The organism is Brevibacterium sp. LE-L, from assembly GCF_050214925.1.
In the GTDB taxonomy this organism is placed as follows: Bacteria; Actinomycetota; Actinomycetes; order Actinomycetales; family Brevibacteriaceae; genus Brevibacterium.
Genome location: NZ_CP189759.1, coordinates 1,533,558 through 1,545,319, shown reverse-complemented (window position 1 = coordinate 1,545,319; position 11,762 = coordinate 1,533,558). Strand labels below are relative to the sequence as shown.

The following is an 11,762-nucleotide window of genomic DNA, read 5'->3' as shown; positions in this document are numbered from 1 at the left end:
GTTCGAGTGCACAGCCTGAGATCGGTTCGCGTGCACGGCCTCGTCCGTGACATGATGATTCCATCATGCCATTAGATCAACGTCAGCGCCCCCTCTACGAGGTCAAGGCGAACCTGTTCAAGGGACTCGCCCATCCCTATCGGATCCGCATCCTCGAACTCCTTGCCGACGGGACCGAAGTCAGCGTCGCCGATCTGCAGTCCGAGACCGAGCTCGAGGCCTCTCACCTGTCCCAGCATCTGGCGGTGCTGCGGCGGCACCGCCTCGTGGTGTCCGAACGCCGGGCCAGCCACGTCTACTACCGCCTCGCCGATCGCCGCACCGAACAGCTGCTCGCCGTCGCCCGGGCCCTGCTCGTCTCGATGCTCGAAGACGATGAGGGACGCTTGGCGCAGGCGAGGTCCCTGCCGCAGATCGCGGGCGGAGCCGCGAAGGGGTCGCAGTCGTGAGCGCACCGAACGGCACCTCGGCTCGGGTGGGATCGGTCCTGCGACACACGCGGTCACTGCTTCCCTCGTTCCGTGACTACAGCGAGACGACGCGCTCCTGGCCGAAGGACCTCCTCGCCGGAGTCACCGTCGGCATCGTGGCCCTGCCGCTGGCCCTCGGCTTCGGCGTCAGCTCGGGTCTGACGGCGGAGCAGGGGCTGGTCACCGCCATCGTCGCCGGCTTCCTTGCCGCCGTCTTCGGCGGCTCTCACATCCAGATCTCCGGGCCGACCGGAGCGATGGCGGTCGTGCTCGTGCCCATCGTCGCCAGCCAGGGAGCTTCGGCGGTCGTCGCCGTGACCCTCATCGCCGGCATCATCGTCGTCGCCGCGGGCCTGCTCCGTCTGGGACGCGCGGTGTCGTTCATCCCGTGGCCGGTGATCGAGGGATTCACCCTCGGCATCGCCGCGATCATCTTCCTCCAGCAGGTCCCCTTCGTCACCACGGCGCAGGAATCGCTGCCCGGCGAACACAGCACGAACGCCCTCGTCGCCGCGACCCAGCTGATCACCGAGGCCGATTGGACCTATGCGCCCTATTCGCTGGCGGCGGTGGGCATCGTCGTCGTGTGCATGGTCGTCTCCCCGAAGATCCACCCCTCGATCCCCGGGTCCCTGGTGGGCATCATCATCGTCACCGTCCTCGCAGCACTCATCCCCAACCCCCTGGCCACGATCGGCACGATCCCCCAGTCGCTGCCGGCCCCCTCGATCCCCTCCATCGACCTCAGCCAGATCGCAGGACTGCTTCCGGCGGCCGGAACCATCGCCGCGCTGGCCGCGATCGAATCGCTGCTCTCGGTCCGCGTCGCCGCGTCGATGTCGGACTCCGGGGCCTACCATCCGGACCGGGAACTCGTCGGGCAGGGCATCGCCTCGATCGGTTCCTCACTGTTCGGCGGCATGCCCGCCACCGGTGCGATCGCCCGCACCTCGGTCAATATCCGAGCGGGCGGACGCACTCGTCTGGCCTCGATCGTCCACGCCCTCGTCCTGCTCGTCATCGTCCTCATCGCGGCCGCACCCGTCGGGCAGATCCCGCTCGCCGCCCTCGGCGGAGTCCTCTTCGTCACAGCTGTGCGGATGATCCACCTGTCGACGCTGCGCGCGATCATGCTCTCGACCCGCTCGGATGCCATCGGCTTCATCGTCACGGCACTCATCACGATCTCCTTCGACCTCATCGTGGCCGTGGGGATCGGCATGGTCGTCGCCGCGGTCTTCGCCCTGCGCAATCTCTCCCGTGCCACCGGCGTGACGATCGAACGCGTCGAGGATGAGGCGGACCCGCACTTCGGAGATCAGTCGATCGCCATCGTCCGCTTCGACGGCCCGCTGTTCTTCGCCTCCTCGGACCGGGTCTTCGACGAAGTCACGAAACTCGACGAGGTGGTCGTGGTGGTCCTGCGCATGTCCCAGCTCGAACTCGTCGATGCCACGGGCGCACGCATCCTCTCCGAGGTGGTCCGTGCCTTCGAACGCCGCGGAATCACCGTCCTCATCAAGGGCGTGAAAACCGGTCACGTCGAACTGTTCCGACATGTCGGGGTGCTCGGCGCGCTGCGCCATCACAAGCACCTCTTCGACGACCTGCCGACCGCGATCGAACACGCCCGCTCGCATGTCGAGCGTGCCGCGAAGCTCTGAGGCTCCCCGGCGCGGGAGGGTCGGCTCAGCCGGCCTTCTTCGCCGGCTGAGCGAAGATCGTCGCGGGGAAGGCCCCGGACTGCGCAAAGACCTTGATCAGCGTCCGCGTCGGTGAGAGCAGCGCCGCGATCTCCTCATCGCTGAGCACCGACCAGGCCGCTGCCACGGTGCCATCGGTGAGCGCTTCGACCTGGTCCTTGAGCTCACGTCCCGCCTCGGTGATGGCGGGCAGGTCGAACCCGCGGTCGTCCGTGCCCACGGTGATCAGCCCCGCCTCGGCGAGCCGAGACTGTGCGGTCTGCCATTCCTCATCGGTGTAGCCGCGGGTCTTCTGCGCGGCACGCGGGCGGAATGAGGCCCCGGTGGCGACATCGAGCATGAGCGCGTCGATGCCGGGAACACCGGCGGTGACGAGCGAGGCGACGTGGCCGTCACCGCGGAATTCGCGTGCGACGGTGGCCACGTCCCACAGCCGTTCGAAGGCGGTGGCAGGCTCGTGGCGGCCGATGACGTCGGCGGTGGCCGCGGCCAGGGCCCGCCCGGAGAAGTCCATGGCGGCGAGCACGGGGGTCAGCGTTTCGGTGATCTGGGTGGCCGCCTCGGTGAGCAGGGCGATGTCGTCGCGGTCACCGAAGAGTTCGGCCATATAGGCGCTCACGGCGTCGAAGCGGGCCTGGACCATCTCCTCCGGACTCACCCGCTCCCACAGGCGCGGCAGCATCTCGGCGACGAAGTTCGGCGAATAGTTGTAGTAGGCAGCGCTGACGACCCCGGGATTCACCCGGCCCAGGGGTGCCGAGCGGGCTGCCATATTCCCTTCGACTCCCGGTTCGAGTCCGTGCTCGGCATATTCGGCGCCGACCGTCGACGAGAAGTAGATCGAAGAGTGGAAGGAGTTGATGCGGGCGGAGACCGTCCTGATGTCCTGTGTGCGCTGGGATTCCATATCGTCATCCTAGAGCCGGCACCGTCCCAGGTAAATGAGTGCGCACAGGCGACCGGCGGATGCCGCCCGAACGCGAGTGCGGGAGAATGGAGCCCATGACTACGGCCAGAACCCTCGAATACCCGCAGCCGCAGAACGGCCGCCCACCGCGGCGGCGCCGGACGACGATCATCGTCTCCGCGATCGTCATCGTCCTCACCCTCATCATCGGGGCCATCGCCGCCGATCGGGTCGTCGACTACATGACCGAGCAGCGCATCGCGAAGAGCCTCGAGTCCTACGGGGACGCCGAGGTGGCGGTCGAAGGCTTCCCGGTGCTCACCCAGATGGCGGCCGGCAAGCTCGATACGGTGCACATCACCGCCGCCGAGGCGAACTACGAGGGCGTCGACTTCGCCGATGTCGATGCGAAGCTCTACGACGTGCCCACCGACACCTCGCGTCCCGTCGGCACCGTCGACGCCACTGCGGTCCTGCCCCACTCCACCCTCGATGAGCTCGCCGCCGAGCACGCTTCGCTGCCGGAGGGCATGGAGTTCACCACCGACGACGGTGAGCTCGCCCTCAAGGGCTCGATGTTCGGTCAGGATCTGCTCGTCGGCATCGACCCGAAGGCCGACGGCAGGCGTGCAGTGGTCAACGCATCGACGATTCGGCTCGGTTCGGCTGAGTTCTCCCTCGACCGGTTGCCCGGGTTCCTCACCTCGGCGATCTCCGATATCGTCATCGACCTCGATTTCCTGCCCGCCGGACTCGAACTCACCGACATCACCGCCACGGAGGCGGGGCTGAAGGTCCGGCTGCACGGCACCGGGGTCAGCCTGGAATGACGACACCTCTTCCCGCCGCGACGGACGACGACTCTTCGCGCTGGCGACCCGATCCCTCCGTGCGCACCGCGCTGACCTCGCCACGGCTGCTCACCCGCGAGGTCCTCGCCGGCCTCGTCGTCGGACTCGCCCTCATCCCCGAGGCGATCGCGTTCTCGATCATCGCCGGGGTCGACCCGAAGGTCGGCCTGTTCTCCGCGTTCATCATGGCCACCTCGATCGCCTTCCTCGGCGGCAGACCGGCCATGATCTCGGCGGCGACCGGGGCAGTGGCCCTCGTCATCGCCCCGGTGGCTCGGGAGCACGGCATGGACATGTTCATCGCCACCGTCATGCTCGCCGGAGTCTTCCAGATCCTGCTCGCCGTCGCCGGTGTCGCGAAGCTCATCCGCTTCATCCCCCGCAGCGTCATGGTCGGGTTCGTCAACGCTCTGTCCATCCTCGTCTTCGCCGCCCAGCTGCCCCATGTCATCGGAGTGCCGTGGCTGGTCTACCCGCTGCTGGCGATCGGCGTCGCGGTCCTCGTCTTCATGCCGAAACTGACGAAGGTCGTGCCCGCTCCGCTGGTGACGATCGTGCTCATCACCGGCATCGCCGTCGTCTTCGCCATCGACGTCCCCACCGTCAGCGACCAAGGCGAACTGCCGCGCAGCCTGCCCGAACTCTTCATCCCCCACGTGCCGCTGACCTGGCAGACTCTGTCGACGATCGCCCCGTACTCCCTGGCGATGGCTCTGGTCGGACTGATGGAATCGCTCATGACGGCCAAACTCGTCGACGAGATCACCGACACCCACTCGAACAAGACGCGCGAATCCTGGGGCCAAGGGGCTGCGAACATGATCTCCGGCCTCTTCGGCGGGATGGGCGGCTGCGCGATGATCGGGCAGACGATGATCAACGTCCGCGCTTCGGGAGCCCGAACCCGGATCTCGACGTTCATGGCCGGCGCGTTCCTGCTCGTCTTCGTCGTCGTCCTCGGAGACATCGTCGGCATGATCCCCATGGTCGCGCTCGCAGCGATCATGATGATGGTCTGCTTCGACACCTTCGACTGGCATTCGGTGCGTCCCTCCACTCTGCGGATGCTTCCGAAGTCCGAGACCTTCGTCATGGTGGCCACCGTCGCGGTCGTCGTCGCCACCGGCAACCTCGCCATCGGCGTAGTCGCCGGCGTCTTCGTGGCCAGCGTGCTCTTCGTCCGCCGCGTCGCCCACTTCGTCACCGTCGAACGAACAGTCACCGAGGCGACGGCTCACTACACGGTCCGCGGTGAGCTCTTCTTCGCGTCGTCGAACGATCTCACCACCCAGTTCCGCTACGTCCTCGATCCCGGCCGGGTCGTCATCGATATGAGCGAATCGCATGTCTGGGATGCCTCGAGCGTGGCCGCCCTCGACGCGATCGTGACGAAATACGAAGCCTTGGGCACGAGTGTGAAGATCGTCGGAATGAATGAGTACACCGAGACTCTGCACGCGCGACTCTCCGGAGGGCTCGGGTAGATCGGTCCCGGCTGCAGTCGGCAGCGGACGCAGCGAGGACCCGCGGCGGCGAAGGTCGGCCCGGGAGTGATCATGCGGGTCAGGGATCGATGACGGGATCGGCCAGTTCCCTCGGATCGGCGTCGAGCGTGATCCGCACGGCGTCGATGCTCTGACCATCGCGCAGCAGGTCCTCACCGTCCACGGTCCACCTCTCACCTGCCCTCTCTCCGCAGGGCTGACCGTGCGGCGCCAGCTCCTCACAGTCGACACCGGTGATCGGCGCCTCGGATTCGATGATGACCTCACCCCGGTCCAGAGGCCGGAAATACACGACCACGCCCGACTCCCCGCCCGCATCTTCTGCCTCCGGGCCGTTCCCTTCTCGTCCCGTCTGCGCCGGGACCGCAGCACCGGAGACTGCGTAGTCGAGCACTCCCCCGTGGAGCCCGGGATCAAGCTCTCCGGTGGAGAAGCCGATGTCCACGGAATGCAGGTGCTTGTCCACGCCGGCCTCACCGGGAGCCGAATCGATGCTGCCCTGCGGCTGCGAATACTCCGCCCGCAGGTGGGGCGGCAGCGGGGATTCGGTGTCGGGCAGACGGAACCCGTCGTAGATCTCACCACCGAACGTCCAACTGGTCGGCAGCGCGAGATCGAACTGCGTGTCCATCCGCACCGTGTAGCTGCCGTCGGCGGTGATGCTCACCCTATGCGTCGCCTTCTTGCTCCGCATCGGGTTCGGGGCCGCATCCGCACCGCGGGGCAGAAGCCCGACGACGATCATCACGACTGCGGCCGCCGACAGGATCAGGGCAGGCAGCGTGGACACCATTCGCCCGGTTCGGCGGGCAGATCCGAGTCGGAGGCCCGGCCCGGTTCGTCGGCCAGGTCGCAGTTGTCGTTCACTCACTGCCGTCAGCCTCTGCTGTAGGGACGGGCCGCAGGCACGGTCATGCCTTCCGGCGGTGCGAACGCGACGACGTCGATGTTCTTGCCGTAGCTTCTTCTCACGATCAGCCGACTGCTGTGCTCTCGCTCATCGCCGCTGTGAGGTGCGGTGCCATCATGGGTCGTCGACTCCTCGTCGGTGTTCGACTCCTCGTCTGGGTGCGCATCATCGACCTGTGCGAAGTCGTTGTCCGTGCAGTCGTTCATGAGGTCGAAATCGGTATTCGACACCGGACAGTACAGCGGCCCGTCGGTGTCGATCGACAGCGTGTGCGTCGTCGTGGTCGTCCTCCCCGCACCGAGTGTGGGCACGGGAAGAACGAGGAACTCCTCCCCTTCCACCGTCAGGAAGACCTTGTCGAGGACGTAGCTGAGCTCGACGGCGTGGCGTCCCTCACCCCATGTCGTCGGCATCCCGTCAGCATCCTGCGGACGGAACGAGAAATCAGCCGAGGGGTAGTCGAAGCCCTCCTCGCGTTTCGTCTCTACGTCGATGTCGAGGTCTCCCGCCGTCTTCGGCGAATCCCGGGTTGACCCCTCCTCTGTGCTCAGCTCCACCCCGGTGACCTCGGATGCTTCGGGCATCATCCGCAAACGGCTGCCACTGGCCGGATTCCGCCCCAGACCGGCGGAGCTGATCCACAGCCCCACCGCATCATCGCCTTCCGGCGGTGTTTCGAAGCTCATCCGCTGACGGATGGTCAGCGTGCCGTCTGTGGACGGGGCCGCCTCGGTGAGGATCTCCACCGGGGTCAGCGCGGTCTCGGGCAGCAGCTGGGACTGTCCCCGGGGTACCGTGTACCGGATGATCGACGCGACGACGAGGACGGCGACGATGATGACGGCCACGGCAGAGACTGCGAGGCCGATGAGGAACAGCTTGGTCCGGGTCATGGTCCCACCGTATGATCGAGCGCGGTGCCGGGGGTGAGACAACCGGTGCCAGACCTGGAACATCCCTTGGCCGCGGCCGCGCGGACAACCACAACTGCTGCAGGAGGTGCTATGCGATCGCCCATCCCGGATTTCCTCGATGAGACGCTCGACCGTTTCCGTCCCGATCGGTCCGGGGAGAATGCGGACTACATCCCGGATCTCGCCGCGGCCGATTCGGAGAAGCTCGCGATCTGCATCTCCACCCTCGACGGCATCGAATACACCGCCGGGGACGCCGATCACGAATTCTCCATCCAGTCGATGTCGAAGCCCTTCATCTACGGGCTCGCCCTCGAACAGGAAGGCTTGGCCGGGGTCTTCGAGAAGGTCGGCGTCGAACCCAGCGGTGAGAAGTTCAACGAGCTCTCACTCGACAAGATGTCGGGCAAACCGCTCAACCCGATGATCAACGCCGGTGCGATGACCATCCACTCCATCATCGGCGATCCGGGCGCCAGCCTGGCCGAACGCACCGAGATCGTCCGTGCGGGCCTCTCGCGCTTCGCCGGCCGCGAGCTGACCATCGACGAGAACGTCGCCGACGGCGAATGGCGCGAGGCCTACCGCAATGTCGCGATCGCGAACATGCTCCGGTCCTACGACATCTTCTACGACGACCCCGACGAGGTCGTCCGCGGCTACATCGAGCAGTGCTCCATCCTCGTGACCGTCAAGGACCTCGCGATCATGGCCTCGACCCTGGCCGGCGGTGGCCTCAACCCGCTCACCGGGGAGCAGGTGCTCTCTCCCCGAGTCAACCGGCAGGTGCTCGCGGTGATGATGACCTGCGGCATGTACGACGCCGCCGGCGACTGGATGACAGAGATCGGGATCCCCGCCAAGAGCGGCGTCTCCGGCGGAGTCTTCGGAGTCATGCCCGGTCAGGTCGGCATCTCCACGTTCTCTCCGCGCTTGGACAAGCACGGCACGAGCGTGCGGGGTGCGAAGATCTTCCAAGACCTCTCCGACCGGTTGAGCCTGCACATCATGGACGCCCCAGAACCGGCACGCTCGATCATCCGCCGCGACCGCCGTTTCGTCGACGGTCAGGGCAAGACGGTGCGTATCTGCAGCCTGCAGGGACTCATCCAGTGGAGCGGTTCGGAGAACGTGCTGCGGGCCATGGACGAACCGGAATCGAGCACGGATACGTTCGTGCTCGACCTGCGACGGGTCAACGAGATCAACTCGGTGGCCCGGACCATGCTCACCGAGGCTCTGTCCCGCCTCGAGGACGAAGGCACCCGAGTGGTGCTCATGGACCCCGACGACATGATGCAGTGCAAGGGTCCGAACTCGGCGCTGCCGGGCGTGACGATCCTCGATTCGCTCAAATCCGTCAAGGGGCTCAAGCGCATCCGTGACGACCGCCGCCGGGAGATGGCCGAACGCTCCCGGTGACCGCACCCGGCCGTGGACACCACAAGGGTGTTTGATAAGGTGAGCCTAACCGAATCGCTGGAGAAAGGCCGTTGATGACGACCGCACCGACCACACCCGAACGCACTGCCCGACCGGCCCGCCCGCAGGCGATCCTCACCGTCCTCGACGTCACCGAGGTCACGCCGAACCTGGTGCGGGTCCGCCTCGGCGGAGATGACACCTTCGACAACATCACCTCGAACGATGCGACCGACAAGTACGTCAAGCTCCTCTTCGCCGACCCCGCCCACGGTCTCGTTCCGCCCTACGACCTCACCGAGCTGCGCGAACAGGCGCCGGAGAAGCTGCCGAGCCGCCGCACCTACACGATCCGCGAGATCGATGTGGACGAGAAATGGCTGAGCATCGACTTCGTCATCCACGATGCCGACGGCATCGCCGGTCCGTGGGCGAAGGCCGCCGCTCCCGGTGACACGCTCGTCCTCGTCGGCGCCGGAGGCAAGTACGCTCCCGCCGCCGAATCCGACTGGCACCTCATCATCGCCGACCACTCGGCGATTCCCGCAGTGAGTTCGGCGATCGAGGCGATGCCCGCCGATGCGCGCGGTGTCATCGTCGCCTATGTCGCCGAGGCGGCCGACCGTGTGCTGCCCGAGGCACCGGCCGGCATCGACGTGAAGTGGGTGGAATCGTACGAGGAGCTCATCAGCAGCGTGCAGGAACTCGACTGGCTGCCGGGCACCCCGCAGGTCTTCGCCCACGGCGAGCGCGAGAGGGTCAAGGCGATCCGGAAGATCCTCAAGGAACGCGAGGTGCCGAGGGAGGCACTGTCGATCTCGGCATACTGGGCCAGCGGCCGCGCCGAAGACCAGTTCCAGGCCGAGAAGCGCGAACCCATCGGCAAGATCGACTGAGTCGCCCCGGCCGCGACCGGACCGAGCTCAGGCGAGATCGAGGCGGTCGGCCACCTCGGCGACCTTGAGTTTCGCATCCGCGTCGAGGTCCTGGATCGGCAGAGGCAGACTGTTCGCACCCACAAGACCGAGGTGCTCGGCGATGGCTGCGCTCACTCGCAGGCTGCCGCCGAACTCGGTGAAGAGGTCCCACAGCGGCTGGAGTTCGGCGGAGAGCTCACGCGCGATATCGGCGTTGCCGAGTTCGGCCGCGCGGGTGATCTCGAGCATCGGCTCCGGCAGGGTGCCGCCGACAGCTGTGTACCAGGCATCGCAGCCGGCGTTGAGCCCCTCGGCGCCGAACGCGTCGCCGGAGATGCCGATCGACACCTCATTGCCGACGGCCGCGCGGATCTCACCGATGCGCTCGTCCCAACCCGACGGTGAGAGTGCGAGCCCCGGGATCTTGATCGACGCCACACCGTCGAGCGCGGCCAGGCGGGCGTACAGCTCGGTGGAGAAGGTGAAGTGCGTGGTGCCCGGATTGTCGTAGACGACGATCGGCAGGTCGGTGGAGGACGCAACGGTGCCGAAGAGTTCGAAGACCTCGTCGTCGGTCAGGGGCTGATAGCTCACGGGAGCGAGGAGAAGTCCCTGTGCCCCGGCCGCCTCGGCGGAGGCGACATTGGCCAGCACGTCTCTCGTCCGCAGCGCCCCGACGCCGACGAGGACGGGGATGTCGAGAGCGGATTCGACCGTCAGCTGCGCGACTCGGGCGCGCTCCTGCCCGTCGAGGTAGGCATACGACCCTGTCGACCCGAGCGCGGTGATCGAGTCGACACCGGCGAGGACGAGCCTTTCGACGAGTCCGATGAAGGCCTCCTCATCCAGTTCTTCGCCGCGCATCGGGGTGAGCGGGAAGGCGCTCAGTCCGTTGAATACAGACGGGTCGTAGGCGGGTGTCCTCGTCATTGGTCCTCCTCGAGGGGTGGGATGGTTCAAGGGCGGTCGGGAGTGCGCGGGTCTGCGCCGGCGCGGTCCCTGTGGCCGTGACGGTCACTCGGGTTCGTCCGATTCCAGTCTGCCAGGTCGCTCGCGGCCCGGCAGGTACGTCTCGAAGCGATCGAACTCCGGCTGTGCTGAGATGTCCTCGACGGCCGCGGAACCGACGGCGTTCGCCGCCTGCAGCGCCGCCTCGGGACCGAGCCCGGACCGCAGCCCGATGGTCAGGGCCGCGCAGAAGGCGTCCCCGGCTCCCACGGTACTCACGGGGATCGCCGGGGCCGCCTCGGCGAACGCGATCTGCGTGCCACGCGCCACCAGTGCCGAACCTCGAGCACCATAGGTCACGGCCACGAGCTTCGCCTCCTGCAGCTGCGGCAGGAGGGAGTATTCGGTTTCGTTGACGATGAGGAGATCGGCACGGTCGACCACCTCGGCGGGCAGGGGCTGGGCGGGTGCGGCGTTGACGGCGAGGAAGCCGGGCACACGGTCGGCGAGTTCGGTGATGAGGTCCATGGAGATCTCGAGCTGCGTGAGCACGGCCTCATTCTTCGCGAATTCCACGCCGTCGAGGCCGACCAGGGCATTCGCGCCCTCACACACGGCGATCTGGTTCTCACCGGCGGCGTCGACGATGATGAGCGCGGTCCCGGTCTCTGCGTCCACCTCGGCGATATCGGACACGTCGACCCCGGCAGTGCGCAGTGCCTGCAGCATCGCCTGACCTTCGGCGTCGGCACCGACCGCGCCGATCATTCGGGTGCGCGCACCGAGGCGTGCCGCCGCAGCGGCCTGGTTCGCGCCCTTGCCTCCGGGCGAACGGCTCAGGCGGCCGCCGCCGATGGTCTCTCCGGCGGCGGGCAGTCGGGAGGTGGTGGCGGTGATATCGGCGTTGATGCTGCCGACGATCGTCAGGGAGCAGTCGATGGTCATGTCCACCATTATGAACTGCGGGAACGGAAGAAGCCCCGTGATCCTTGATCTCCCAAGGCTCACGGGGCTTCCCGATCGGGGTGAGTAACGGGACTTGAACCCGTTCTTAGGTGCTGGTTAGGGGGCGGTTCGGCGGGTTCTAGGGACTTTTGGACTCCAGCATCGACCCTATATTCCCGCCCAAGAACGGCAGGATATGGGCAAAAACTGGGCACCAATTTCCCCGTCCCCCCGTTACCTTTTAAGTAGCCTCAACATCCGTCAGGATAG

11 protein-coding genes are annotated in these 11,762 nt (G+C 66.7%); 6 read left to right on the top strand and 5 right to left on the bottom strand.

Annotated features, from left to right (window positions below; genetic code table 11):
- Nucleotides 1-65: 65 nt before the first annotated feature.
- Complete coding sequence (locus ACQE2J_RS06950; RefSeq protein WP_135539623.1) at nucleotides 66-449, top strand: ArsR/SmtB family transcription factor; 384 nt, start codon at nucleotides 66-68, stop codon at nucleotides 447-449.
- Nucleotides 446-2,134, top strand: coding sequence for a SulP family inorganic anion transporter (locus tag ACQE2J_RS06945; protein WP_135539625.1), 1,689 nt, complete (start codon nucleotides 446-448; stop codon nucleotides 2,132-2,134). The genes ACQE2J_RS06950 and ACQE2J_RS06945 overlap by 4 nt, the downstream gene beginning before the upstream one ends.
- Before the next feature lie 25 nt (nucleotides 2,135-2,159).
- On the opposite strand, the gene ACQE2J_RS06940 is transcribed toward ACQE2J_RS06945, so the two are convergent.
- Complete coding sequence (locus ACQE2J_RS06940) at nucleotides 2,160-3,080, bottom strand: SCO6745 family protein (RefSeq protein WP_426937353.1); 921 nt, start codon at nucleotides 3,078-3,080, stop codon at nucleotides 2,160-2,162.
- Between the two features lie 95 nt (nucleotides 3,081-3,175).
- Between ACQE2J_RS06940 and ACQE2J_RS06935 the strand changes: the two genes are divergently transcribed.
- Together ACQE2J_RS06935 and ACQE2J_RS06930 are read left to right on the top strand one after the other, a co-directional pair.
- Nucleotides 3,176-3,910 carry an LmeA family phospholipid-binding protein gene (locus ACQE2J_RS06935; RefSeq protein ID WP_135539628.1) on the top strand — a complete coding sequence of 245 codons (735 nt, stop codon included), beginning with the start codon at nucleotides 3,176-3,178 and terminating at the stop codon, nucleotides 3,908-3,910.
- A complete protein-coding gene (locus ACQE2J_RS06930) occupies nucleotides 3,907-5,415 on the top strand; it encodes a SulP family inorganic anion transporter (RefSeq protein WP_135539630.1) in 1,509 nt (502 codons plus the stop codon). Before ACQE2J_RS06935 ends, ACQE2J_RS06930 begins: the two co-directional genes overlap by 4 nt.
- A 79-nt stretch (nucleotides 5,416-5,494) precedes the next feature.
- Here ACQE2J_RS06930 and ACQE2J_RS06925 read toward each other — a convergent pair whose 3' ends face one another.
- Together ACQE2J_RS06925 and ACQE2J_RS06920 are read right to left on the bottom strand one after the other, a co-directional pair.
- Nucleotides 5,495-6,229, bottom strand: a complete 735-nt coding sequence (locus tag ACQE2J_RS06925; RefSeq protein WP_426937352.1) for a hypothetical protein — start codon at nucleotides 6,227-6,229, stop codon at nucleotides 5,495-5,497.
- Between the two features lie 83 nt (nucleotides 6,230-6,312).
- Nucleotides 6,313-7,239: a hypothetical protein gene (locus ACQE2J_RS06920; protein WP_426937351.1), complete on the bottom strand. Its 927-nt coding sequence runs from the start codon at nucleotides 7,237-7,239 to the stop codon at nucleotides 6,313-6,315.
- A 111-nt stretch (nucleotides 7,240-7,350) separates the two neighbouring features.
- On the opposite strand from ACQE2J_RS06920, the gene ACQE2J_RS06915 reads away from it, so the two are divergent.
- Together ACQE2J_RS06915 and ACQE2J_RS06910 are read left to right on the top strand one after the other, a co-directional pair.
- The gene (locus ACQE2J_RS06915; protein WP_135539636.1) at nucleotides 7,351-8,682 is read left to right on the top strand and encodes a glutaminase; all 1,332 of its coding nucleotides are present in this window, start codon (nucleotides 7,351-7,353) and stop codon (nucleotides 8,680-8,682) included.
- Between the two features lie 74 nt (nucleotides 8,683-8,756).
- Complete coding sequence (locus ACQE2J_RS06910) at nucleotides 8,757-9,578, top strand: siderophore-interacting protein (protein ID WP_425118855.1); 822 nt, start codon at nucleotides 8,757-8,759, stop codon at nucleotides 9,576-9,578.
- Between the two features lie 27 nt (nucleotides 9,579-9,605).
- Here the strand turns inward: ACQE2J_RS06910 and ACQE2J_RS06905 are convergent, their stop codons facing one another.
- Both ACQE2J_RS06905 and ACQE2J_RS06900 read right to left on the bottom strand, forming a co-directional pair.
- Nucleotides 9,606-10,529: a dihydrodipicolinate synthase family protein gene (locus ACQE2J_RS06905; RefSeq protein WP_425118856.1), complete on the bottom strand. Its 924-nt coding sequence runs from the start codon at nucleotides 10,527-10,529 to the stop codon at nucleotides 9,606-9,608.
- A gap of 84 nt (nucleotides 10,530-10,613) precedes the next feature.
- On the bottom strand, nucleotides 10,614-11,492 hold the full coding sequence (locus tag ACQE2J_RS06900) for a ribokinase (RefSeq protein WP_426937350.1): 879 nt from the start codon (nucleotides 11,490-11,492) through the stop codon (nucleotides 10,614-10,616).
- Nucleotides 11,493-11,762 lie beyond the last annotated feature (270 nt).